At 72.0% G+C, this 25,067-nt stretch carries 19 protein-coding genes; 14 read left to right on the plus strand and 5 right to left on the minus strand.

The features are described 5' to 3' along the window. Positions 1-23: 23 nt before the first annotated feature. Entirely contained in the window at positions 24-1,622 is a 1,599-nt protein-coding gene (locus tag STRBO_RS0112100) for an alpha/beta fold hydrolase (protein WP_005482242.1), read from the minus strand. 105 nt (positions 1,623-1,727) lie between these two features. After that, entirely contained in the window at positions 1,728-2,483 is a 756-nt protein-coding gene (locus tag STRBO_RS0112105; protein ID WP_005482244.1) for a hypothetical protein, read from the minus strand. Between the two features lie 182 nt (positions 2,484-2,665). Here STRBO_RS0112105 and ggt point away from each other — a divergent pair, with 182 nt between their 5' ends. After that, complete coding sequence (ggt, locus tag STRBO_RS0112110; RefSeq protein WP_005482246.1) at positions 2,666-4,471, plus strand: gamma-glutamyltransferase; 1,806 nt, start codon at positions 2,666-2,668, stop codon at positions 4,469-4,471. Here the strand turns inward: ggt and STRBO_RS0112115 are convergent. Both STRBO_RS0112115 and map read right to left on the minus strand, forming a co-directional pair. After that, positions 4,464-7,043, minus strand: coding sequence for an ATP-dependent Clp protease ATP-binding subunit (locus tag STRBO_RS0112115; protein WP_005482248.1), 2,580 nt, complete (start codon positions 7,041-7,043; stop codon positions 4,464-4,466). The two genes, ggt and STRBO_RS0112115, sit on opposite strands and share 8 nt — an antisense overlap. 312 nt (positions 7,044-7,355) lie before the next feature. Beyond that, positions 7,356-8,123 carry a type I methionyl aminopeptidase gene (map, locus tag STRBO_RS0112120; protein ID WP_005482249.1) on the minus strand — a complete coding sequence of 256 codons (768 nt, stop codon included), beginning with the start codon at positions 8,121-8,123 and terminating at the stop codon, positions 7,356-7,358. A 73-nt stretch (positions 8,124-8,196) separates the two neighbouring features. Here map and STRBO_RS0112125 point away from each other — a divergent pair, with 73 nt between their 5' ends. The 9 genes from STRBO_RS0112125 (at position 8,197) to STRBO_RS0112165 (ending at position 19,670) form a co-directional block, all read left to right on the plus strand. After that, positions 8,197-8,472, plus strand: coding sequence for a helix-turn-helix domain-containing protein (locus STRBO_RS0112125; RefSeq protein ID WP_005482250.1), 276 nt, complete (start codon positions 8,197-8,199; stop codon positions 8,470-8,472). 156 nt (positions 8,473-8,628) lie between these two features. Next, positions 8,629-10,185 carry a hypothetical protein gene (locus STRBO_RS0112130; protein WP_005482251.1) on the plus strand — a complete coding sequence of 519 codons (1,557 nt, stop codon included), beginning with the start codon at positions 8,629-8,631 and terminating at the stop codon, positions 10,183-10,185. Between the two features lie 243 nt (positions 10,186-10,428). After that, positions 10,429-11,271 carry a nitrilase-related carbon-nitrogen hydrolase gene (locus tag STRBO_RS0112135; protein WP_005482253.1) on the plus strand — a complete coding sequence of 281 codons (843 nt, stop codon included), beginning with the start codon at positions 10,429-10,431 and terminating at the stop codon, positions 11,269-11,271. A gap of 63 nt (positions 11,272-11,334) precedes the next feature. Beyond that, complete coding sequence (locus STRBO_RS0112140; protein WP_005482254.1) at positions 11,335-12,621, plus strand: aspartate aminotransferase family protein; 1,287 nt, start codon at positions 11,335-11,337, stop codon at positions 12,619-12,621. Between the two features lie 103 nt (positions 12,622-12,724). After that, entirely contained in the window at positions 12,725-14,290 is a 1,566-nt protein-coding gene (locus tag STRBO_RS0112145) for a PucR family transcriptional regulator (protein WP_005482256.1), read from the plus strand. 155 nt (positions 14,291-14,445) lie between these two features. Next, positions 14,446-15,288, plus strand: coding sequence for a nitrilase-related carbon-nitrogen hydrolase (locus tag STRBO_RS0112150; RefSeq protein ID WP_005482257.1), 843 nt, complete (start codon positions 14,446-14,448; stop codon positions 15,286-15,288). 141 nt (positions 15,289-15,429) lie between these two features. Further along, a complete protein-coding gene (gene hydA, locus STRBO_RS0112155; protein ID WP_005482260.1) occupies positions 15,430-16,833 on the plus strand; it encodes a dihydropyrimidinase in 1,404 nt (467 codons plus the stop codon). An 11-nt stretch (positions 16,834-16,844) separates the two neighbouring features. Then, positions 16,845-17,864 carry a TIGR03842 family LLM class F420-dependent oxidoreductase gene (locus STRBO_RS0112160; protein ID WP_005482261.1) on the plus strand — a complete coding sequence of 340 codons (1,020 nt, stop codon included), beginning with the start codon at positions 16,845-16,847 and terminating at the stop codon, positions 17,862-17,864. Positions 17,865-18,101: 237 nt separating this feature from the next. Then, complete coding sequence (locus STRBO_RS0112165; protein ID WP_005482263.1) at positions 18,102-19,670, plus strand: NCS1 family nucleobase:cation symporter-1; 1,569 nt, start codon at positions 18,102-18,104, stop codon at positions 19,668-19,670. A gap of 42 nt (positions 19,671-19,712) precedes the next feature. On the opposite strand, the gene STRBO_RS0112170 is transcribed toward STRBO_RS0112165, so the two are convergent. Continuing rightward, a complete protein-coding gene (locus STRBO_RS0112170) occupies positions 19,713-20,390 on the minus strand; it encodes a hypothetical protein (protein ID WP_028796611.1) in 678 nt (225 codons plus the stop codon). A 201-nt stretch (positions 20,391-20,591) separates the two neighbouring features. On the opposite strand from STRBO_RS0112170, the gene STRBO_RS0112175 reads away from it, so the two are divergent. The 4 genes from STRBO_RS0112175 to STRBO_RS0112190 all read left to right on the plus strand — a co-directional run bounded on the left by STRBO_RS0112175 (position 20,592) and on the right by STRBO_RS0112190 (position 25,001). Next, positions 20,592-21,257 carry a DUF4232 domain-containing protein gene (locus tag STRBO_RS0112175; protein WP_202499266.1) on the plus strand — a complete coding sequence of 222 codons (666 nt, stop codon included), beginning with the start codon at positions 20,592-20,594 and terminating at the stop codon, positions 21,255-21,257. A gap of 40 nt (positions 21,258-21,297) precedes the next feature. Then, on the plus strand, positions 21,298-22,131 hold the full coding sequence (locus tag STRBO_RS0112180) for a class I SAM-dependent methyltransferase (protein ID WP_005482267.1): 834 nt from the start codon (positions 21,298-21,300) through the stop codon (positions 22,129-22,131). Positions 22,132-22,192: 61 nt separating this feature from the next. Beyond that, positions 22,193-24,019 (plus strand): gamma-glutamyltransferase family protein, encoded by a 1,827-nt coding sequence (locus tag STRBO_RS0112185; protein WP_005482268.1) that lies wholly within the window; start codon positions 22,193-22,195, stop codon positions 24,017-24,019. Positions 24,020-24,155: 136 nt separating this feature from the next. Then, positions 24,156-25,001 carry an inositol monophosphatase family protein gene (locus STRBO_RS0112190; RefSeq protein WP_005482269.1) on the plus strand — a complete coding sequence of 282 codons (846 nt, stop codon included), beginning with the start codon at positions 24,156-24,158 and terminating at the stop codon, positions 24,999-25,001. The last annotated feature ends 66 nt before the right edge of the window (positions 25,002-25,067 follow it).

Here is a 25,067-nt window from a genome sequence, read left to right on the forward strand (position 1 = left end):
GCCCGTCCGGCGGCAGCCGGAGATCACTGCTCGCGCAGCGGGATCGACACGTACGACGGGTCGTTCGGCGGCGAGGAGAAGGTCAGCTGCGCGCCGGTCGGGTTGTGCTCGATGTAGAGCGGGTCGACGGTGTCGACGACCAGGGCGAGACGGTGGCCCGCCGGAACGTCGTAGGCCGTGGAGAGCAACTCCAGGTCCAGGCCGAAGGACTCGCCGGGCGTCTCACCGTGGAAGGTGTACGGCGCGTGGCTGACCAGCTTGCCGAGGCCGAGCGGGCCCACGTCGTACAGATAGGCGACGAGGGTGCCGCTCTCCTTGGTGGGGGTCACCGTGGTGTGCAGCTTCGCGGTGCCGCGCACGGCCTGCGCCGTCGCGTACTTCTCCGACTGCCACACGGCCGCCCAGCGGCGCGGCAGCAGCGGGATCGAGGCCACGGGCGGGAGTTGCGTCACCTGGTCCAGGATGCTGGACAGGAAGACGATCCCGCCGTTCGCGCCCGAGTCGACGTTCGCGCGGATCGTGGTGCCGCTCGTCAGGGCGATCTTCTGGCGGGACGCGGTGACCGACTTCCAGTCGGGATAGCCCTCGAAGGCGCCGCCCGTACGGGACTTGAGGCGGACGGGCCGCTCGCGGTCGATGCCGTTGTCGGTGCCCTTGAGATAGCGGTCGAACCAGCGCTGCGTGTCCGTCCACACGTCGTTCGGCAGCCCGAACAGACCGGTCAGCTCCGTGGTCGCGTGGTCGCCGGGACGCAGCTCCAGCCGCTTGGGGCCGGTGAGCTTCTCGTAGAAGTCGGCGTACTGGTTGGGCGGGAAGACGGAGTCGCCCCAGGCGTTGGCGAGCATGACGGCCGTGCCGTTGGTGTTGAGCTGGTCCAGATAGGTCTCGGGGGAACGTTTCTTCCCCCAGGCGATCATCTCCGCCTCCGTCGTCAGGTCGGAGGCGTAGAAGTTCTTGAAGATCTGCTGGATCTCGGGGCCCTGGCGGCCGGTGATCCGTCCGGCGCCGTCCAGCAGGGCGCCGGCCTGGAGGTGCTGGGTGCGCCCGCCGTAGATCGAGTCGATCAGGTCCGCCCAGCCGCTGAGCGCGGCGACCGCCTTGACGCGCTTGTCGTGCGCGGCGGTGAGCAGGCTGATGCCCGCCCCGTAACTCAGCCCCGCCATGCCGATGTGCGCGGCGTCGGCCGGGGTGTTGGCGAGGGCCCAGTCGATCACCTTGGAGGCGTCGGCCGTGTCGGGTGGGCCGGCGACCTCTATGTACCCGCCGGACTCCCAGAAGCCGCGGACGTTGTAACTGACCACGACATAACCGGCGTCGGCCAGTTTCCGTGCCTGGGCCAGGTACTCGATCTGCGGGAGGCCCCAGCTCGTGGGCAGCACGAGGAGCGGGTAGGCGCGCGAGGTGTCGGCGGGTGCGACGACATTGGCCTTGAGGACCGTGCCGCCGTCGCCCGCGATGTCCACGAAGCGGGTGGTGGGGGCGGCGGTGGAGCCGGACGCCGCCTGGGCGGCGGGGGCGAGACCGAGGGCCGTACCGGCGATCAGGGTGGCCGAGACGGCGCCCGCGGCGCTCGTCCGCAGCGCCCTGGCCGTACGCGAGGTGGTGCCGTGCTGGTGTCTCATGGGTCGCCTCACTCGTGTAAGTGCAAAGTGACCCGACGGTAACCGGACACCCTTACCAGAAGTAACTCCCCGGTAAGTTACGTGACGGTAACGTTCGGCGGTGAACTAGGAGGCGCGGTGCGAGATCTGGGCCGGCGCGGCAGGGGCCGGGGCCTGGGCCGCGCGTGTGACGTCCGCGACGAGTTCGACCAGGTCGGGGCCGTACGCCTGGGAGTTGACGACCTTCAGGAGCAGGACGAAGGTGCCGGTGCCGTACTTGCGGTGCAGGCGCTCGTGGTTGCGGGCGAGGTAACGGGTGGCGGCCTGGTTGGTGATCGCGCGCTGCCCGCAGAAGAGGAAGACGGGCCGGGCCTGGTCGGGCTGGCCGGTGGTGAGCCGGGCGAGGAGGACGTGCTCGGTGATGCCGGGGTCGAGGCGGTACTGCTCGCCGCCGATCTGGAAGGCGGCTCGGTGAGGGCCGGGCTCGGGGTCGTTGTTGAAGCTGACGCCGGGCAGCATCGCCGATATGTGTGCCGCCATCCGGCGGTTGGAGACAGGGCCGCCCACGCAGAACTCGGTGCGCTCGCCGAACCCCTGCTGGGCCGCGTCCTGCGTGATCATCTGGGCGTGCGAGCCGCAGTCCTTGATCAGCGCGGACAGCTCCAGCAGCGCGAACACGTCGTACCGGTGGACCGCCAGGTCCGCGCTGGACGGGTCACGGTTGACCACCAGCAGGGACTCGGAGTTGTCGGGCAGCCCGAAGAACGTCTGCTTGCGGTGGAGCTTCCGCTTCCAGAGGTACGTCCGGAAGAACCAGCCCAGCGAGGCGCTGAGCCCCGCCGCGATCACGCCGAGGACGATATTGCGCACGTCGTCATTCATGGCCGCGCATGGTAGCGGGCGCGGCCGAACAACGCTCGAATCCCTGTCCGATTCAGGGCTCGGTGTCCCGGTTCGCCCCGCCGTCGCGGGAGTCGCGAGGTACCGCCGGATGGCCGAGACGCCGCTGCCGGGGCCAGGGCACCCGCGTTAGTCTGCGCGGACGGTCCTGACTGGAGGTACGGATGCGTCTGCGTCGTCCTGTCGCGCGGAAACTGGCGGTACTGGCGGCGACGTCCGCCGTGGTCGCGGTGGGGGCGGCCCCGCCGTCCTCGGCCGCGCCGGACCCCGTGGAGAAGGTTCCGCTCGCCGTCGGCTACGGCGGTGCCGTCTCCAGCGTCGACCCGGACGCCTCGGCCGCCGGTGTCGAGGTGCTCCGCAAGGGCGGCAACGCGGTGGACGCGGCCGTCGCCACGGCCGCCGCGCTCGGCGTCACCGAGCCCTACTCGGCCGGTATCGGCGGGGGCGGCTACTTCGTCTACTACGACGCCGGCTCCCGTACGGTGCACACCGTCGACGGCCGGGAGACCGCGCCCCTGAGCGCCGACGAGGGCCTCTTCCTGGAGAACGGCACGCCGATCCCGTTCGCCGAGGCCGTCACCAGCGGGCTGAGCGTCGGCACGCCCGGCACCCCCGCGACCTGGCAGACGGCGCTGAGCAGCTGGGGCAGCAAGCCGCTCGCCAAACTGCTGAAACCCGCCGTGAAGCTCGCCCGCCACGGGTTCACCGTCGACGCGACCTTCCGCGCCCAGACCGCCTCCAACGAGGCCAGGTTCCGCAACTTTCCGGCCACGGCCGACCTGTTCCTCCCCGGCGGGCAGTTGCCGGTGGTCGGCTCGACCCTGAAGAACCCCGATCTGGCCCGTACCTACACGGAGCTGGGCCGCAAGGGTGTCGGCGTCCTGTACCGGGGCGACCTGGCCGAGGACATCGTCGACACGGTCAACAAGCCCCCGGTGGACCCGGGTTCGGGCTACAACGCCCGGCCCGGCGATCTGACCGCCGCCGACCTCGCCGGGTACCGGGCCAAGCGCCAGGCGCCCACGAAGGCGTCGTACCGAGGCCTCGGGGTCTACGGGATGGCCCCCTCCTCCTCCGGCGGCACGACGGTCGCCGAGGCGCTCAACATCCTGGAGCGGACCGACCTGTCCAAGGCGAGCGACGTGCGGTATCTGCACCGCTACATCGAGGCGAGCCGTATCGCGTTCGCCGACCGCGGCCGCTGGGTCGGCGACCCCGCCTTCGAGGACGTTCCCACGAAGGAACTGCTGTCGCAGAGGTTCGCCGACTCGCGCGAATGCCTCATCAAGGACGACGCGGTGCTCACCAGCCCCGTCGCGCCGGGCGATCCGCGTGATCCGGCGGCCTGCGGAACCGGTGGCACCGCCGCGCCGACGACCTACGAGGGCGACAGCACGACCCACCTCACGGTCGCCGACAAGTGGGGCAACGTCGTCTCGTACACGCTCACCATCGAACAGACCGGTGGCAGCGGCATCACCGTCCCGGGCCGTGGCTTCCTGCTCAACAACGAGCTGACGGACTTCTCCTTCACCCCGGCCAATCCGGCCGTGCACGACCCCAACCTGCCGGGTCCGGGCAAGCGGCCGCGCTCGTCGATGTCGCCGACGATCGTGCTGGACCGGCACGACCAGCCCGTGGTGGCGCTCGGTTCGCCGGGCGGCGCGACCATCATCACGACCGTGCTGCAGACCCTGACCGGCTTCCTGGACCGGGGCCTGCCGCTCGTCGACGCGATCGCCGCGCCGCGCGCCAGCCAGCGCAACCAGACCACCACCGAACTCGAACCGGGCCTGTGGAACAGCCCGTTGCGGACGGAACTCGAAGCGATCGGGCACGGCTTCCGGCAGAACCCGGAGATCGGCGCGGCCACCGCCGTCCAGCGCCTGTCGGACGGCAAGTGGCTGGCCGCCGCGGAGACCGTACGGCGCGGGGGCGGCTCGGCGATGGTCGTGCGGCCCGTCAGGTAGAGCCGCCGCAGGCGGGCGGCGTCGTACGGAAGGCGAGCCGCCCGTCCTCCTCCTCCGCCACCACCCGGCTGCCGGACGGCAGCCGGCCGTCGAGGAGGAGGCGCGACAGGGGGTTGTCGACCTCGCGCCGGATCGTGCGGCGCAGCGGGCGGGCTCCGTACTCGGGCTGGTCGCCGTGGCGGGCGAGCCAGGCTACGGCCCGCTCGCCGAACTCGATGGTGACGCCCCGTGCGAGCAGCCGGTCCCGGGTGCTCTCCAGCAACAGGTCGGTGATCCGCCGCAGCCGTTCGTCGGTGAGGCGGCGGAACACCACGATCTCGTCGACGCGGTTGAGGAACTCGGGCCGGAAGTGCTCCCGCAGCGGCCGCAGGATCCGCTCGCGCCGGTTCTCCTCGGCCGCCTCCGCGTCGGCCGCCGTGAAGCCCGGTGCGGCCCCGCCGCGCCCGATGGCCTCCGAGCCCAGGTTGCTCGTCATGACGATCACCGTGTGGGTGAAGTCGACCGTGCGGCCCTGCGCGTCGGTGAGCCGTCCGTCGTCGAGGACCTGCAGCAGCAGGTTGAAGACGTCCGGGTGGGCCTTCTCCACCTCGTCCAGCAACAGCAGCGCGTACGGGTGCCGCCGTACGGTCTCCGTCAGCTGACCGGCTGCCTCGTGGCCGACGTAGCCCGGCGGGGCGCCGACCAGCCGGCTGACGGTGTGACGCTCCTGGTACTCGCTCATGTCGAGCCGCACCATCCGGTCCTCGGCGCCGAAGAGGGCCTCCGCCAACGCGCGGGCCAGTTCGGTCTTGCCGACGCCGGTCGGGCCCAGGAAGAGGAAGCTGCCGATCGGCCGTCCGGGTCCGGCGAGCCCGGCGCGCGAGCGCAGCACGGCGTCCGCGACCGCATCCACCGCCTCGTCCTGCCCGACGACCCGCCCACGCAGCCGTTCCGCCAGTCCGAGCAGCCGCTGTGTCTCCTCCTGGGTGAGGCTGCTGACGGGGATGCCGGTCTGCCGGGAGACGACCTCGGCGATGTCCTCGGCGGTGATCTCCAGACTCTGCCCGTCGTCGGCCCGCCCTCCGGCGTGGTCCGTGCCGATCCGCTGCCGCAGCTCGCCGATCCGGTCCCGCAGCCGGGTGGCCAGCTCGTACTGCTCGCCCGCGACCGCCTGGTCCTTGTCCCTGGTCAGCTGCTCGATCTCGCGCTCCAGGGTGCGCAGATCCGTTCCCTTGGTCCGGGCGCGGAGCCGGACCCGGGCACCGGCCTGGTCCATCAGGTCGATGGCCTTGTCGGGCAGCCGTCGGTCGGCGAGATACCGGTCGGACAGGTCGACGGCGGCCGTCAGCGCCTCGTCGAGGTAGCGGACCTGGTGGTGGGCCTCGTACCGGTCGCGCAGCCCGCGCAGGATCTCCAGGGCGTCCTCGCCGCCGGGCTCGGGGACCAGCACCGGCTGGAACCGGCGGGCCAGCGCCGCGTCCTTCTCGATCCGCCGGTACTCCTCCAGGGTCGTAGCCCCGACGATGTTCAGCTCGCCGCGCGCCAGGGCCGGCTTGAGGATGTCGCCCGCGTCCATGCCGCCGCCCTCGCCCGAACCGGCGCCCACGACGGTGTGCAACTCGTCGACGAAGACGACCAGTTCCTCGGAGTGCGCGCGGATCTCGTCGACGATGTTCGTCAGGCGCTCCTCGAAGTCGCCCCGATAGCGGGTCCCGGCGACGACCCCGGAGAGATCCACGGCGACCACCCGGCGTCCGGCCAGCACGTCGGGCACGTCCCCCTCAGCGATCCGCTGGGCCAGCCCCTCCACGATCGCGGTCTTGCCGACGCCCGCCTCGCCGATGAGCACGGGGTTGTTCTTCCCGCGCCGGGAGAGCACTTCGACGGTCTGCTCGATCTCCTCCCGCCGCCCGATCACCGGGTCGAAACGGCCCTGGCGGGCGAGGTCGGTCAGATCGCGGCTGTACCGGTCGAGGGTCGGGGTCGCGGTCGGGGTGCGGCGCGGCAGGTCGGAGGGCGGCAGTCCGGAGAGGGGGATCCCGGCGGGCGGGGTGTCCGCCGACGGGTCCGACGCGTCCGGCGGCGGCGCGGCGGCCGACAGCCGTGCCGCGCCGAGGATGTGACCGGCCGCCGAGTCCGGGTTGCCGGCGAGGGCGCTCAGCACGTGTTCGGGGCCGATGTGGCCGGAGCCGGTGACCCGGGCCAGTTCGTGCGCGTCCAGGAGCGCCCGTTTGACCGCGGGGGTCAGGGCCAGGGACGCGGGTGCCGGTCCCTGGCCCGGTCGGTGGCGCTCCGGGCCGGACCGCTCGTCGATCTCACCGGCCAGCGCGTCGGGGTCCGCGCCCGCGCGGGCCACCAGACTTCGGGTCGGTTCGGCGGTGAGCGCGGCGCGCAGCAGGTGCTGGGTGTCCAGGTCGGTGCTGCCGTGCCGCGCCGCGTACGCCGCGGCGTCGGCCACCAGCTGGCGGGCCGGGCCGCTCATCAGGCGGCCGATCTCGATCCGCTGGGGGCGCGGGCCGCCGAAGAAACGGGCGAGGAACTCACTGAAGGGGTCCGGACCGTAGCCCTCGGGCCCCGGGAATCCGCTGTTCATTCGCCACCGGGTTCCCTGGTGCGGTTCGGCTATGCGGGGCGCCACGGGGGTTCCGGTGTTCTTGTGACCGCGGGTGCGTCGTGGTGGCCCGCGCGTTCCCGGCGCCCCTGAGATCCGGGGCCGCGCCCCGGGCTTTCATCGCTCCGCGCCGCCGAGGCGGGCGCGGCGCCGGCGCCTCCAGGCCCGCGGGGCCTGGCTTTTCAGGGGCGCGGGGCCTGGCTTTTCAGGGGGCGCGGGGGACCGCGCGAGAAGCCCCACGCATCCGCAGCCGCACTCGCAACAGCACCCGAACCCACACCCCCCGCCGGCCCCCTAGCGGGCGGTCAGCACGCGGGGGCCCGTCTCCGTGACGGCGACCGTGTGTTCCGCGTGGGCCGCCCGGGATCCGTCGTCCGTGCAGAGCGTCCACCCGTCCGGTGCCGCGTGAAACCCGTCCGCGCCCCCACCGAGGACCATCGGCTCGATCGCCAGGACCATCCCGTGCCGCAGTCTCATGCCCCGCCCGGCCCGCCCCTCGTTCGGCACGCCCGGGTCCTCGTGCATCTGGCGCCCGATCCCGTGCCCGCCGAACCCGTCGGGGATCCCGTACCCGGCGGCACGGCACACGGTGCCGATCGCGTGCGCGATGTCGCCGATGCGGTTGCCGACGACGGCCGCGTCGATGCCCGCCGCGAGGGCGCGTTCGGCCGTCTCGACGAGCCGCAGGTCGGCCGCGCGCGGCTCGCCGACCACGAAGCTGATCGCCGAGTCCCCGGCCCAGCCGTCCAGAACGGCGCCGCAGTCGATGGAGACGAGGTCACCGTCGCGCAGCCGGTACGCGGTCGGGATGCCGTGCACGATCGCGTCGTTGACCGAGGCACAGATCACGGCGGGGAACGGTGTGGGCGCGAACGAGGGCCGGTAGCCGAGGAACGGCGACGAGGCACCCGCCTCCCGCAGTACCTCGTGTGCCACCTCGTCCAGTTCGAGCAGGGACACCCCCACGTCGGCGGCCTTGCGCACCGCCGTCAGCGCACGCCCCACGACCTGTCCGGCCTCGTACATCGCGTCCATCGACGCATCCGTCTTCAGTTCCACCATGCCAATTACTATACCGCTCACTACCCAATTAAAATACCGGTCCATCGACGAGGATCGGTATTAGAATGGGGTCATGGTGCGCACCCCCCTGACCCCCGAAGAGCGCGAACGCGGCGAGCGGCTCGGCCGGTTGCTGCGCGAGGCCCGCGGCGGTCGCAGCATGGCGGAGATCGCCGCTCACGCGGGCCTCTCCGCGGAGACCCTGCGGAAGATCGAGACGGGCAGGGCCCCCACTCCCGCCTTCTTCACGATCGCCGCCCTCGCCCGCGCCCTGGGCCTGTCCATGGACGAACTGGTCACCCGGTGCGCACCGGCCGCCGAGACCGTCCCGACGGCCGCGGTGGCCTGACTCGTATCCCGTCCTGGCTCGAACCCGTCACGCACAGCCGTGGTGCGACCGCGTACGGCACACCGCGTCCACTCCGAAAACTCCACGTAGCCCCGCCGTAACACAACTGGTGTTTTCTTGCGGGTCGGAGCACTCCAGTCGGCCGGGGAGCATGCGATGACTGTGGATCAACTCCCGGGTCAGGTGCGGGAGTTCGCGCAATACCTGAACAAGCTGATGACGAAGCTGGACCAGGGCGGCGGCTGGTGCGCCGTCTTCTGGCAACGTGATCCCGACGGCATGCGCGCCTGCCTGGACGGTCTGGAGGTGCCGCCCTGGGACGTCGTGGAAGCGCTCATGCACGACCTCGACACCGCCTACGGCCCCGCCGCCGCGGCCCAGGAGACCGAGCGGGCCCGCGCCCTGCACCGCGCCTCCCTCGCCGCCCACGACTCCCGGCCCGGTGGCCGCGAGGCCCTCGGTGACCGGCTCGACGTCATGCTCCGCGAACAGCGCTACGCCGCCGAACGCACCGCCGAGCTGACCCGCCGGCTCCAGTCCGCCACCACCCAGGTCGAGGCCGACTCCGTCCGCCTCGACCTGGCCTGGGCGCACGACGACCGCGAACGCGCCACGGCCCGCTGCACAGAGCTGCGCACCCGCATCGAGCACGCCGACCGCCGCGCCCCGCACGGCCCGGCGCAGGACGCGGCACACGTTTCCGGGGACCCCACCGGCGACGTCTTCCGCATGCAAGCGCGCGTGGACGCACGGGTGGAAGCACCGGAGGCGGGCCGACCCACGGCCGACGCGGCCGGCCCGGCGGAGCACCCCGGACAGCGTGCGCGCACGGACCGCTACGGCGCCGCAGGCGTGTTCGCCGAGCCCGACGCGCGCGCACTCACCACTCCGGTCGCCGGCTCCGACTCCGGCGCCGACTCCGGCGCCGCCGAGCCCGCCCCCGGGGGCCCCGACCCGGAACCCGCCGCCCAGGCGCCCGCCAGGCAGCGCGCCAAGCGCCGCCCGCGCGGAGGTGCGCGTTTCGCCGGGGCGGTGGAGGCGGAGCAGGATCCGCCCGTCGTACCAGGGGCCGCACCGGCCGCCGACCGCAAGGAGCGTGCTCCCCGGGGCGCCCGCTACGCCGGTGTCGCGGAGCGGAGCGAGGCGCCGGCGCCCCGGCAGCCGCAGGCGCGCCGGCCGCTCGACGACGACGCGCGGCGCGAGGTCGCCGAGACCGTGGAGCGACTGGTCCGGCTGCGCCGGGAGAGCCGCAGCGGCGAGGCGCACGCCCTCCTCGTGGAGGCCGCGCGCTGGCCCGCCGCCCGGTTCCCGCTGCTCGCGGCCGAACTGCACCGTGCGGGGCTCGGCGCCGACTGGGCGACCCTGCTGTGGGAGGCCGGCTCGCTGCCCGCCGACCGGCTGGTCGCGGTGGCGGACGCTCTCACCGCGGTGGGCCGGGCCCCGGACGGCGAGCAGCTGCTGCGGCAGGGTGTCTCGCGTCCCGCCGAGGAGATCGGCGAGGCGGTGCTCGCCTTCACCGCCGAGGGGCGCGAACGGGAGGCGCGTGCGCTGCTCGACGTCTATGTACGCGTGCGCACCCCGCAGGAGGCGGCGCGCACCGCGGAGGCCCATCCACGACGGCTCGGGCCCCTCGTGCTGGCGGCGGCCCGCGGTGTCTCGGAGCAGCGCTACCGGGACGTCGTGCACGCACTGCGCGTGCAGGGACTCACCTGACCCGTCGGCCACGGCCACCGCGTCCACCCCGTCCGACCCACCGGCCCGCGCCCGACGGCGCGGGCCGGTTCCCCGCGCGAAACACAGCCGTGATCACCCACTGGAGTGCGAAACGTGATCGACTCGGCCGGTTGACGACGATGGTCTTGCCCAGCCCGTCGACGGGGCTTAGTTTCAAGCCTCTACGGCCTTCGTCTACGGGCGTAGAGGCTCTCTGAGGTCCCTGTCGAAGGAGCAGCTGAGATGGCCCACGTCGTACGCGCCGCCCTCGTCCAGGCGACCTGGACCGGCGACACCGCATCCATGGTCGCCAAGCACGTCGAGCACGCCCGCGAGGCGGCCCGGCAGGGCGCGAAGGTGATCGGCTTCCAGGAAGTCTTCAACGCCCCCTACTTCTGCCAGGTCCAGGAACCCGAGCACTACGCCTGGGCGGAATCCGTGCCCGACGGCCCCACCGTCACGCGCATGCGGGAACTGGCCCGCGAGACCGGCATGGTGATCGTCGTCCCGGTCTTCGAGGTCGAGCAGTCCGGGTTCTACTACAACACCGCCGCTGTGATCGACTCCGACGGCACCTACCTCGGCAAGTACCGCAAGCACCACATCCCCCAGGTCAAGGGATTCTGGGAGAAGTACTACTTCAAGCCCGGGAACCTCGGCTGGCCGGTCTTCGAGACGGCCGTCGGCAGGGTCGGCGTCTACATCTGCTACGACCGTCACTTCCCCGAGGGCTGGCGCCAGCTCGGTCTGAACGGCGCCCAGCTCGTGTACAACCCGTCCGCGACCCACCGGGGCCTGTCCTCCCACCTGTGGCAGCTGGAACAGCCCGCGGCCGCCGTGGCCAACGAGTACTTCGTCGCCGCGATCAACCGGGTCGGCGTGGAGGAGTACGGCGACAACGACTTCTACGGCACCTCCTACTTCGTCGACCCACGCGGCAAGTTCGTCGGCGAGGTAGCGAGCGACAAGGGCGAGGAGCTGGTCGTACGGGACCTCGACTTCGACCTGATCGAGGACGTACGGCAGCAGTGGGCGTTCTACCGGGACCGCCGGCCCGACGCGTACGAAGGACTCGTCCAGCCCTGACGTGGGCACGTACAGCCGTGACACACGCAGAACCCGTACAGGAGTGAAAGGAGTGGTGCAGCCGTGACCGACGAACTGCTCGGACGCCACAAGGCCGTACTGCCCGACTGGCTCGCGCTCTACTACGCGGACCCGCTGGAGATCACCCACGGCGAGGGCCGGCACGTCTGGGACGCCGGGGGCAACAGGTACCTCGACTTCTTCGGCGGCATCCTGACCACGATGACGGCGCACGCGCTTCCCGAGGTCACCAAGGCGGTGAGCGAGCAGGCCGGGCGGATCATCCACTCCTCCACGCTCTACCTCAACCGGCCGATGGTCGAACTCGCCGAGCGGATCGCCCAGATGTCCGGCATCCCGGACGCCCGCGTCTTCTTCACGACCTCCGGCACCGAGGCCAACGACACCGCGCTGATGCTGGCGACGACCCACCGCCGCAGCAACCAGATCCTGGCGATGCGCAACAGCTACCACGGCCGCTCGTTCAGCGCGGTCGGCATCACCGGCAACAAGGGCTGGTCCCCGACCTCGCTGTCCCCGCTCCAGACGCTGTACGTGCACGGCGGCGTCCGCACCCGCGGCCCCTACGCCGGCCTGAGCGACGCCGACTTCATCACGGCCTGCGTCGCCGACCTGGAGGACCTGCTCGGTCACGGCCGCCCGCCCGCCGCGCTGATCGCCGAGCCGATCCAGGGCGTCGGCGGTTTCACCTCACCGCCGGACGGCCTGTACGCGGCTTTCCGCGAGGTGCTGCAACGGCACGGCGTGCTGTGGATCGCGGACGAGGTGCAGACCGGCTGGGGCCGTACCGGCGACAACTTCTGGGGCTGGCAGGCGCACGGGCAGAACGGCCCGCCGGACATCCTCACCTTCGCCAAGGGCATCGGCAACGGCATGTCCATCGGCGGTGTCGTCGCCCGCGCCGAGGTCATGAACTGCCTGGACAGCAACTCGATCTCCACCTTCGGAGGCACGCAGATCACCATGGCCGCCGGGCTCGCCAACCTGAACTACCTGGTCGAGCACGACCTCCAGGGCAACGCGCGGCGCGTGGGCGGACTCCTCATCGAGCGGCTGCGGGCGATCACCGCCCAGATCCCCGAGGTACGGGAAGTGCGCGGCCGGGGCCTCATGATCGGCATCGAGCTGGTCAGGCCCGGCACCGACGAGGCGAACCCGGACGCCGCGTCCGCCGTCCTCGAAGCCGCCCGCCGGGAGGGCCTGCTGATCGGCAAGGGCGGCGGCCACAACACCAGCGCGCTGCGCATCGCGCCCCCGCTGTCGCTGACCGTCGCCGAGGCGGAGGAGGGCGCGGACGCCCTCGAACGCGCTCTGCGGAGCATCCAGTAGCGCACGAGCCGAGCAAGGGCGAGTGAACCGAAGGAGCGCACCCGGCGACACGGCGGGGGCGCTCCGGAGGCGACCGAGCCGGCAGAAATAAGGGGCACGCCGCATGACCACCGCCTTGGAACCCGCCCTGTCGGTACGCCAGGTCCTCAACCTGGACCGGGTCCTCGCCGGAGAGCCCGAGGTGGTGGCCGGCGCCGGTCACCTCGACCGCCCCGTGCGCTGGGTGCACGTGGCCGAGGCCCCCGACGTGGGCGTGATGCTCAGCGGCGGCGAGATGGTCCTCACCACCGGGGTCCTGCTCGCCGGGAACGAGGACGCCCAGGCCGAGTACATCCGCTCGCTGTACCGGGCCGAGGCCGCCGCGGTCGTCCTCGGCCTCGGCCGGGCCTTCCCCACGCCACCCGACGTGATGCGCCGGGCGGCGGAGCGGTGTGCTCTGCCCATGGTGGTGCTGCACCGGCCGTTCCCCTTCGCCGAACTGACCGAGGAGGTCCAGTCCCGGCTGGTCCGGCGCAAGTTCGCGGCCGTCAGCCTGTCGGAGACCGTCCGCACGGCCCTGACCTCGCTGATCACCGGCGGGGCCCCGCTGCAACGGCTCCTCGACGAGATCGCCCACCACGCGGGCTGTCCGCTCGTCGTCACCAACCTCGCCCATCGCGTGCTCGCCACGGCGGGGGAGCGGTCGGCCGTCGACGACGTGCTGCGCGACTGGGAGCGGATCTCCCGGCAGGCGGGCGGCAGCGAGGGCGACGGGTGGGTACGGGCCGAGCTGGGCGGGCGCGGGGAGCGCTGGGGCCAGATCGTGCTGTGCGGGCACCGGGGCGACACCGCCACGGCGCGGCTGCTCGCCGACCGGGCCGCCGAGGCGCTCGTCCTGCACCGCATGCTCGGCGGTTCGGCGCACAGCTGGGAGGAGCAGTCCGCGCAGAGCCTGCTGACGGACCTCGTCTCCGGGGTCGTACCGGCGCGACAGCTGCTGCCGAGGGCGCGGGCGGCCGGGCTGCCGGTCAACCGCCGTACCTTCGTGCCGCTCGTCGTGCGGGAGGAGGACCCGGCGCAACTCGACCGCGTGCTCAGGATGCTGGGACTTCCCGGGCTCGTCGCCGAACTGGCGGAGGGCGCCACCGCCGTCCTCCTCAGTCTCGCCCGGGACCAGGACGCGGTCGCGCTCACCGCGCACTTCGCGACCCGGCTGCGGTCGGAGTCGGGGGCGCGCGGGACGGTCGTGGCGGCCGCGGAGGCGCGCACCACGTGGGAGGACGTGCCGGGCGGGCTGCGGGAGGCGCGGCATGTGGCGGACGCCGTCGCCCAGTCCGCGACGACCGGGCTCGACCTGCCCCTCGTCGTACGGCTGCGCGATGTCCATCTGCGCGGCCTGGTCCGGCTGCTGCGGGACGACCCGCACGTCCAGGCCTTCGCGGAACGGGAGCTGGACGGTCTGCTGTGCGGTGACGGGCACGCCGAACAGGATCTGCTGCCCGTGCTGCGCACCTACCTCGCGACCGGCCGCAACAAGTCGCACACGGCCCAGCTGCACCACGTCAGCCGGCCCGCGCTGTATCGCCGGCTCGAAGCCATAGAGGCCCGCCTCGGCGTGGACCTCGACGATTTCGAACAGGCCGCGTCCGTGCACATCGCCCTCCTCGCGCACGACGCGCAACAGAGCTGAAACATGTCGGGACCTGCGAAAACGGCGGTGAAACATGCGCCCGCGAAGGGGTGACACGGTGGAACGGAGAAGGCCCGCAGACGTGACACCGTGCAACTCAAACCGGCTTCCCGGACTTTCTACTCTCACTGCACACCGAGTGACCGGAGGTCCCGATGAGCAGAGTCATCCGCGCAGCCATCTTCCAGACGGCCTGGACCGGCGACAAGGAATCGATGATCCAGGTCCACGAGCAGGCGGCCCGCGACGCCGCCGCGCAGGGCGCGCAGGTCATGTGCTTCCAGGAGCTGTTCTACGGGCCCTACTTCTGCCAGGTCCAGGACAAGGCGTTCTACGAGTACGCCGAACAGATCCCCGACGGCCCCATCGTCAAGCGCTTCCAGGCGCTCGCCAGGGAACTCGGTCTCGTCCTCGTGCTGCCGATGTACGAGGAGGAGCAGCCGGGCGTCCTCTACAACACCGCGGCCGTGATCGACGCGGACGGCACGTACCTCGGCAAGTACCGCAAGCACCACATCCCGCAGGTCCCCGGTTTCTGGGAGAAGTTCTACTTCCGCCCCGGCAACGCGGGCTGGCCCGTCTTCGACACCGCCGTGGGGAAGATCGGCGTCTACATCTGCTACGACCGGCACTTCCCGGAGGGCTGGCGTGCGCTGGGCCTCGGCGGCGCCGAGATCGTGTTCAACCCGTCGGCCACCTCACGGGGTCTGTCCCGCTACCTGTGGCAACTGGAGCAGCCGGCGTCGGCCGTCGCCAACGAGTACTTCATCGGCGCCATCAACCGGGTCGGCGTCGAGGAACTCGGCGACAACGACTTCTACGGCACCTCCTACTTCGTGGACCCCGAGGCCCAGTTCGTCGGCGAGGTCGCCAGCGACAAGGAGACCGAACTGGTGGTCCGCGACCTGGACCTGGCCAAGCTCCGCGAGGTCCGCGACCGCTGGCAGTTCTTCCGCGACCGCCGCCCGGACGCGTACGGCCCGCTGACGGCGCCGTAGCGATGCACCTCCCGCGCCCTTGGGACCCCGCAGGGGCTCTCACGGGGCGCGGGCAGCATCTGAACCGCGGCTTCCGCCGCGTGGGCGCGACCAGCCCAAGACAACCGGCACTTTCCCGACAACCGAACGGAGCGTGACCGAATGACCGGCCGTACCCTCATCCGCGGCGGTCTCGTCATCACAGCGTCCGACGAGATCCACGCCGACGTCCTGATCGAGGACGGCCGAGTGGCCGCCCTCGCTGCCGCGGGCACCACCACCGCCGCCGCCTGGACCGCCGACCGCACTCTCGACGCCACCGGCAAGTACGTCATCCCGGGCGGCGTCGACGCCCACACCCACATGGAGCTGCCGTTCGGCGGCACCTCCGCCTCCGACACCTTCGAGACCGGCACCCGCGCCGCCGCCTGGGGCGGTACGACGACGATCGTCGACTTCGCCGTGCAGAGCGTCGGCCACGCCCTGCGCGAGGGCCTCGACGCCTGGCACGCCAAGGCGGAGGGCAACTGCGCGATCGACTACGGCTTCCACATGATCGTGTCCGACGTGAACCAGGACACGCTCAAGGAGATGGACCTGCTCGTGCAGGAGGGGGTCACCTCCTTCAAGCAGTTCATGGCCTACCCCGGCGTCTTCTACAGCGACGACGGCCAAATTCTGCGCGCCATGCAGCGCTCCGCCGAGAACGGCGGACTGATCATGATGCACGCGGAGAACGGCATCGCGATCGACGTACTGGTCGAACAGGCACTGGCCCGCGGCGAGACCGACCCCCGCTACCACGGCGAGGTCCGCAAGGCCCTCCTGGAGGCCGAGGCCACCCACCGCGCGATCAAGCTCGCCCAGGTCGCCGGCGCCCCCCTCTACGTCGTGCACGTCTCGGCGATGGAGGCGGTCGCCGAGCTGGCCAGGGCACGCGACGAGGGGCTCAACGTCTTCGGCGAGACCTGCCCGCAGTACCTGTTCCTGTCCACCGACAACCTCGCGGAGCCGGACTTCGAGGGCTCCAAGTACGTGTGCAGCACGCCCCTGCGGCCGCGCGAGCACCAGGCGAAGCTCTGGCAGGGCCTGCGCACCAACGACCTCCAGGTGGTCTCCACCGACCACTGCCCCTTCTGCTTCGTCGGCCAGAAGGAACTCGGCCGCGGCGACTTCTCCAAGATCCCCAACGGCCTCCCGGGTGTCGAGAACCGCATGGATCTCCTCCACCAGGCGGTCGTCGACGGACACATCTCGCGCCGCCGCTGGATCGAGATCGCCTGCGCCACCCCGGCCCGTATGTTCGGCATGTACCCGAAGAAGGGCACCATCGCGCCGGGCGCGGACGCCGACATCGTCATCTACGACCCGCACGCCGAGCAGGTCATGTCCGCCGAGACGCACCACATGAACGTCGACTACTCGGCGTACGAGGGCAAGCGCACCACCGGCCGGGTCGAGACGGTCCTCTCGCGCGGCGAACTCGTCATCACCGAGCGGGAGTACACCGGGCACGCCGGGCACGGCGCCTACACCCCCCGCTCCACCTGTCAGTACCTCAACTAGGAGTGGCGCCCATGGACTTCGGACTCGTCCTGCAGACCGACCCACCGGCCTCGCGTGTCATCGAGCTGATGAAGCGCGCCGAGGACAACGGCTTCACGTACGGCTGGACCTTCGACTCCGCCGTGCTCTGGCAGGAGCCGTTCGTCATCTACAGCCAGATCCTGTCCCGGACCACGAAGCTGACGGTCGGCCCCATGGTCACCAACCCGGGCACCCGCACCTGGGAGGTCACCGCCTCGACCTTCGCCACGCTCAACGACATGTTCGGCAACCGCACGGTCTGCGGCATCGGCCGCGGCGACTCGGCGATGCGTGTCGCGGGCCGCAAGCCCAACACCCTGGCCCGGATCAGCGAAGCCATGAAGGTGATCCGGGCGCTGGGCAGCGGGGGAGAGGCCGACCTCGGCGGCACGGTCATCAGCTTCCCGTGGATCAAGGACGACGCGGAACTCCCCGTGTGGATGGCCGCGTACGGCCCCAAGGCCCTGAAGATGACCGGGGAGGAGGCCGACGGCTTCATCCTCCAGCTCTCCGACCTGTATCTGACCGAGTACATGGTCAAGGCGGTCAAGGACGCGGCCGTCGCCGCCGGGCGCGACCCGTCCGAGGTGAAGATCTGCGTGGCCGCCCCCGCGTACGTCACCGAGGACGACTCGCCCGAGGCGCTGGCCCACGCGCGCGAGCAGTGCCGCTGGTTCGGCGGGATGGTCGGCAACCACGTCGCCGACCTGGTGTCCAAGTACGGCGAACACTCCGCGGCCGTCCCCGAGGAGCTGACGGACTACATCAAGTCCCGCGAGGGGTACGACTACTCCCACCACGGACGTGCCGACAACCCCGACACCCAGTTCGTGCCGGACGAGATCGTCGACCGGTTCTGCGTCATCGGCACCCCCGAGGCGCACATCGCGAAGCTCGACGCGCTGCGCGCGCTGGGCGTGGACCAGTTCGCCGTCTACGACATGCACGACGCACAGGAGCGGGTGATCGACGTGTACGGCTCGACGGTCATCCCGGCCGTCAACGGCTGACCCGTTCTCCCTTTCCGCGACCGGTCGGCGACTGCGACAATCCGGCCACCGCAATGAACCGGAATCAATAGCTCCTCTTCCTGCGTCAACCGCCTCGACCGCCTCAACCGCTTCGACCGCCCCACCCGTCGACCCCCCACACCTTGTCTCCCTTCCCTCCGCCGTCCCGGAGGGAAGGGGCCCAAGGCCTCCGCACGGCCTTTCGTTCCCGTCCCGTCTCCCCTGATTGGCCTGCCCATGACCGAAACAGTCCCCACGGGGTCGTCGATATCCCAGTCCGCCGACCCGTCCGGCCGGATCGAGCTGGCCCCCGGGGCCTTCCCCGCCGAAAGCCCCTTCGCCAACGAGGACCTGCGCCCCGTACCCGTCTCCGAGCGCAAGTGGACGACGTACAACTTCGCGGCACTGTGGATCTCCATGGCCCACTGCATCCCCAGCTGGACCCTGGCCTCCGGCCTGGTCGCCCTCGGCATGGACTGGAAGCAGGCCGTCTTCACCATCGCCCTGGCCAACATCATCGTGCTGCTGCCGATGCTGGCCACCGGGCACGCCGGACCCAAGTACGGCATCCCCTTCCCGGTGCTCGCCCGCGCCTCCTTCGGGCTGCGCGGCGCCAACATCCCGGCGCTGATCCGCGCGGCCGTCGCCTGCGGCTGGTTCGGCATCCAGACCTGGATCGGCGGGTCCGGCATCTTCGCGCTCGGCTCCAAGCTGACCGGCGGCGAGTGGGAGAAGGCGGGCCAGATCGCGGGCAACCCCTGGCCGCTGTGGCTCTGCTTCATCCTGTTCTGGGCGCTGCAGATAGCGATCATCTACCGGGGCATGGACTTCCTGCGGCACTTCGAGAACTGGGCCGCGCCCTTCGTGATCGTCGGCGCGCTCGTGCTGCTGGTCTGGATCGCGGTCAAGGCCGACGGCTTCGGCGCGCTGCTCGACCAGCCGTCCAAGCTCGGCTGGGGTGCCGACTTCTGGCCGGTCTTCTTCCCGTCGCTGATGGGCATGATCGGCTTCTGGGCGACCCTGTCCCTGAACATCCCCGACTTCACCCGCTTCGGCGCCAGCCAGAAGGCGCAGACCTGGGGCCAGGCCCTGGGCCTGCCGACCACGATGACCCTGTTCGCGGTCCTCGCCGTGCTGGTCACCTCGGGCTCCGAGGTGGTCTACGGCGAGGCCATCTGGGACCCGGTCGCGCTCGCCGCCAAGACGGACAGTGCCTTCGGGCTGCTCTTCGCGCTGATCATCGTGCTGGTCGCCACCATCTCCGTGAACATCGCGGCGAACGTGGTCTCACCGGCGTACGACCTGGCGAACCTCGCCCCGAAGCTCATCAACTTCCGTACGGGCGCGCTCATCACGGGTGTCGTGGGCATCCTGATCTTCCCGTGGAAGCTGATCTCGACGCCCGAGTTCTACATCTTCACCTGGCTCGGCGTCGTCGGCGGTCTGCTCGGCACGGTGGCCGGCATCCTCATCGCCGACTACTGGATCATCCGCCGGACCGTCCTGCACCTCGCGGACCTGTACACGCCCGGCGGGCGCTACTGGTACGCGTCCGGCTGGAACTGGCGGGCCATAGCGGCCTTCGTGGTCGGCGGTGTCCTCGCGGTCGGCGGCTCCTACTCGACCGTCTCCGAGGACGGCGTGGCCTCGGGACCGTTCCCGCACGACGGCATGATCCCGTTCCTCAAGCCGCTGGCCGACTACGGCTGGGCGGTGGGTCTGGGTACATCGATGCTGCTGTACGTGGCGCTGATGGCCGGGGAGAGGAAGAAGGTGCGGGAGCAGGCGGCGAAGGCGACCGTCTGACGACGGCACCGACCGGGGCGGCGGCGGCCGTACCGGAGGGAGCTACCCCTGGCGGGCGCCCTCCAGTACGGCCGCCGCCTCCTTCGCGGCCTTGATGGCACCCTTGTTGATCACATCGGTGCCGGGCGCCTTCTGGGACTCGAAGTCGCTGCCGTTGTAGGTGACGACCACCAGGGCGTTGGACATGCGGACGTACACCACGCCCTCGCGGGTCTGCTGCTTGTCCTCGGTGGTGAGGTTCACCACCGAGTAGGCCTCGTCGCCGAGGCCCGGGACGGCGCCGCCGCCGTTCTTCTCCGTGGTGCGGGTCCGGTAGGCGCTTTGTGCCTTCTCGTCCGATTGCTGGATCTCGTACGAGACGTCGAGCCAGCGGTAGTCGAAGCCCTTGAGCGCGTTCCACGAGCAGGTGCGGCGCACGGACTCGTTGGTCGACGCGATCTCCTTGCCGGCCGTCTTCGCGCCCGGAACAAGGTCTTTGACCGTTTTCGTCGTGACGCCGGAGCAGGGCGACGGCGCCTTCGCGTACGTCTTGGTGGCGGTCGCCGTCGACGGCGCGGGCCCGGAGGTCGAGGCGGGATTCGACGCGGTGTCCGGCGTGGAGTCCTTGCCGGCCGGGCTCACCGACAGCGGACCGGACGACATCGCCCAGCCCGCGGTGGCGAGTACGGCGACGGGCAGCAGTCGCGCGGTGAGGGCGAGCGGCAGGGGCAGATCACGCACAGCGCACTTCTCGGGGTCGAGGCGGCGGTACCGCCGGGCGGTGGGGTACGTCAGTGTCACATGACTCTCTGTGGGACGAAAGTGCGAACTCTCTCCGTGCATACGTGGTGACAGGGGTGTCCTGTTCAAGAGGGGCCCGCCGTCCTCGTGTCGGCGGCGGAGTCGCGGCCTCCGCGGAGTGTCCGTGTCAGGATCGGGTTCATGATCCCGATACGCGATCGCAGGGCCTCTCGCTCCCGCGTGCTCCTCGTGGCGGCACTGACGCTGGCCGTGGCCGGCTGCGGGCTCTCCGAGGAACTGGACCGCGAGCGTGACCCCGACCGCGCCGGGCCCCCGGCGCCCGCCTCGTCGCCCGCCTCGCCGGCCGGCACGGACGCGCCTGAGGAACCGCGGGACCCGGAGCCGACCGGCACCCCGGCCGCCTGTCCGCCCTCCGGGGTGCGCATGACCCCCGGTCCCGTGGAAGCGGCGATGGGGCTGCGGGCGATGGGCGTCACCCTCACCAACTGCGGCACCGAGCCGTACACCCTCAAGGGCTACCCGGCGATCCAGGTGCTCGACGAACACGGCGAGCCCTACGGCGACATACGTGTCCTGCGCGGCTCCCGGCACATCACCACCGGCGTGCCCGACCTCGGTCCGCACCCGGTCACCCTGGAGCCCGGCGAGTCCGCCAGGACCGAACTGGTCTGGCGCAACACGGTCACCGAAGCGGACGTACCCGCCGTCCACGCCCCGACCCTGAGCATCGCCCCCCGGCCGGGCCGGCCGGCCGAGGTCGTCGACCCCGAGGGTGACATCGACCTCGGCACCACGGGCCGCCTCGGCACGACGGCCTGGGCCCGGGTCGCCGGGGAGGGACGTTAACCGGTTGCGGGGCCTCGCGGGCGATCAGCACCCTGGGCGCATGACGCGGTCACAGGACGCCACTCAGGACCAACTCCCGTCCCTGCCAGGGGAGATACTCGCCTACTACGAGCGCGGAGGGGAGCACACCCGTCTGAGGGAGGGCGCGGGGCGGCTGGAGTTCTGGCGCACCCAGGACATCCTGCGGCGGCTCCTGCCGGGTGCCTCCGCGCGTGTGCTCGACGTCGGCGGCGGCACGGGCATCCACGCCGAATGGCTGGCCGAGGACGGGTACGAGGTCGAGGTCGTCGATCCCGTACCGATGCACGTGGAACGGTCCGGGCGCCTGCCCGGGGTCACCGCCCGGCTCGGCGACGCCCGGGCGCTGCCCGCCGAGGACGCCGCGTACGACGTCGTGCTGTTCCTCGGACCGCTGTACCACCTGCCCGAACGCCCGGACCGGGTGCGGGCGTTGGCGGAGGCCGGCCGGGTGGTCCGGCCCGGTGGTGCGGTGGTCGCGGCCACGATCAACCGCTTCGCGGGGCTCAACGACACCCTCAGGCAGGGGAACTACTTCATCCCGGAGCGCCGCGAGCGCACCGACGCCGTGTCGGGCGACGGCAGGCACCGGTGGTCCCCGGCGGACCCGCACTTCACCACCGCCTACTTCGCCGACCCCGCCGACGTCCCCGGCGAGTTCACCGAGGCCGGGCTCGCCCACGAGGGGCAGTACGGCGTCGAGGGGGTCGCCTGGCTGATGGGCGGGGTGGAGGACTGGCTGGACGATCCGGAGCGCCGGGAGTCGGTCCTCGCGGCGACCCGGCGGATCGAGTCGGAGCCGTCGCTGCTCGGGGCGAGCGGGCATGTGCTGACGGTGGGGCGCCGGCGTCCCTGAGGGGCCGGTCGAGGGCTGCGTACGATCATCGGACGTCCGTCGCGCAGCGAGGAGTCCGTCCGTGTTCACCACCCGACCGACGCTCCAGGGGACCTTCGGCATGGTCTCCTCCACGCACTGGCTCGCCTCCCAGTCGGCGATGGCGGTCCTGGAGGACGGCGGCAACGCGTTCGACGCGGCCGTGGCGGCCGGCTTCGTCCTGCACGTCGTGGAACCCCACCTCAACGGGCCCGCCGGCGAGGTGCCGATCCTCCTCGCGCCGGCGGGCGGGGAGGTCCGGGTGCTGTGCGGACAGGGGGTGGCGCCCGCCGGGGCGACGGCCCGGCACTACCGGTCGCTCGGACTCGAACTGGTCCCCGGCACGGGACCGCTGGCCGCCGCCGTGCCCGGCGCGTTCGACGCGTGGATGCTCCTGCTGCGCGACCACGGCACCAAGGACCTGGCCGACGTGCTGAAGTACGCCATCGGGTACGCCGAGCACGGCCACGCGCCCGTGGAGAACGTCGGGGCGACGGTCGAGTCCGTGCGGGACCTCTTCGAGAAGGAGTGGCTGTCGTCGGCGGAGGTGTATCTGCCGGGCGGACGGGCGCCCCGCCCCGGCGAGCTGTTCCGCAACCCGGCGCTTGCCGCGACCTGGCGCAGGCTCCTCGCCGAGACCGCGGGGGCGGGGGACCGGCAGGCCCGTGTCGAGGCGGCCCGCGAGGTCTGGCGCGCCGGCTTCGTCGCCGAGGCCCTCGTCCGCCAGTCCGGGCGACCCACCCTGGACACCAGCGGCGAACGGCACACCGGGACGCTCACTCTCGCCGACCTCGCCGGCTGGTCCGCGTCCTACGAGGCCCCGGTGACGTACGACTGGAACGGCTGGACCCTGTGCAAGGCGGGTCCCTGGAGCCAGGGCCCGGTCCTGCTCCAGCAACTCGCCCTGCTGCCGCCGGAGCTGCCCGCCCACGGATCCGCCGCGTACATGCACCTCCTCATCGAGGGCTGCAAGCTCGCCATGGCGGACCGGGAGGCCTGGTACGGGGACGCGGCGCCGGTCCCGCTCGACGAGCTGCTGTCCGACGAGTACAACGCCGCGCGGCGGGCGCTCGTCAGTGACTCGGCGTCGTACGAGCTGCTGCCGGGCGCCCCGGCCGGCCGTACGCCGCGACTGAGCGCGCACGCCGGCGTGGTGGCCGGCGACGAAGAGGGCGGCGCCGCCCTGGGGGTCGGTGAGCCCACCGTCGCCAAGGGGCCCCGGTCGCCGGTGCCGGGGGAGCCCGAGGTCGCGGCCGACGGAAGCACCCGGGGCGACACCTGCCACCTCGACATCGTCGACCGCTGGGGCAACATGGTCGCGGCCACGCCCAGCGGCGGCTGGCTGCAGTCCAACCCCGTCGTCCCCGAACTGGGCTTCCCGCTCGGCACCCGGCTGCAGATGGCCTGGCTGGAGGAGGGGCTGCCCAACTCCCTCACCCCCGGCCGCCGGCCCCGCACCACCCTCACCCCCTCGCTGGCGCTGCGCGACGGCGTGCCGGTGATGGCCTTCGGCACTCCCGGCGGCGATCAGCAGGACCAGTGGCAGCTGCACTTCTTCCTCGCCGTCGCCCTGCGCCCGCCGGTGCGCGGCGGACTCGACCTCCAGGGCGCGATCGACGCCCCGAACTGGCACAACGACAGCTTCCCCGGCTCCTTCTACCCGCGCGGCACGCGCCCCGGCAGTGTCACCGTCGAGTCCCGGACGCCCCCGGAGGTCGTCGAGGAGCTGCGCCGGCGCGGCCACGACCTCGTGATCGGCGAGGCCTGGTCCGAGGGCAGGCTGTGCGCGGTCGCCCGCGACCCCCGCAGCGGGGTGCTGTCGGCGGCGGCCAATCCGCGCGGGATGCAGGGGTACGCGGTCGGGCGCTGAGTGCGGGGCGCATCGGGGATCCCGCTGCGGCACTGGCGGGCGCCGCGGTTCGGTCCGCCCCGGGTGTTCACGGCGATTCCCTACCGAATACACCGAACGGGAGGGGATTGTCAGTGCCGCGTGCTGTCATGGAGGCATGATCGAAGACACCGAAACCATCGACGAGTTTCTCGCCCGGCACGCCTCGGACGTCGAGGAAGCGATCCGCAAGGCCGCCGCGGCGGAGATCATGCCGCGCTTCCGGCAGCTCGCCGCGCACGAGGTCGACCAGAAGGCCGGCCCGCACGACCTGGTGACCGACGCCGACCGCAAGGCCGAGCTGTATCTGACGGAGGCGCTCTCCGCGCTGCTGCCGGGCTCGGTCGTGGTGGGCGAGGAGGCGGTGCACGCCGACCCCGCGTCGTACGAGGCGCTCCGGGGCGACGCGCCCGTCTGGATCGTCGACCCGGTGGACGGCACCCGCCAGTTCGTCGACGGCGACCCCGGCTTCTGCACCCTCGTCGCCCTGGCCCGGGGCGGTGTCCTGCACGCCTCCTGGACGTACGCCCCCGCCCTGGACCGGATCGCCGTGGCGATCCGCGGCCGGGGTGCCACCGTCGACGGCGTGCCCCTGCGCGCCGGTTCGCCCGACCCGGGCCGGGACCTCGACATCGCCACCTCGCACCCGGACTACACCACGCCGGAGCAGAAGCGGGCCCTGCTCGGCCTCTGGACGGACGGCGTGGCGCCGCGTGCCTGCGGTTCGGCCGGGCTGGAGTATCTCGCCGTCGCCGAGGGCCGGCTGGACGCGACCGCGTTCAGCTGGGAGGCCGCCTGGGACCACGCGGCCGGGCTGCTGCTCGTCGAGGAGGCGGGCGGTGCCCACCTCACCCTGGCCGGCGAGCCCTTCCGCATAACCGGGGGCAACGCCCTGCCCTTCACCGCGGCCCGGGACGCGGCCACGGCCCGCCGGGTGGTGGGGCTGCTGGCGGGCGGCGCCTGACGCGAACAAGCGGAAGCGCCACCTCCACCCGTTGGCCGTGGCCGCCTGCCGGGCCCGTCGGTGGCC

Source organism: Streptomyces bottropensis ATCC 25435 (assembly GCF_000383595.1).
Taxonomy (GTDB): Bacteria; Actinomycetota; Actinomycetes; order Streptomycetales; family Streptomycetaceae; genus Streptomyces; species Streptomyces bottropensis.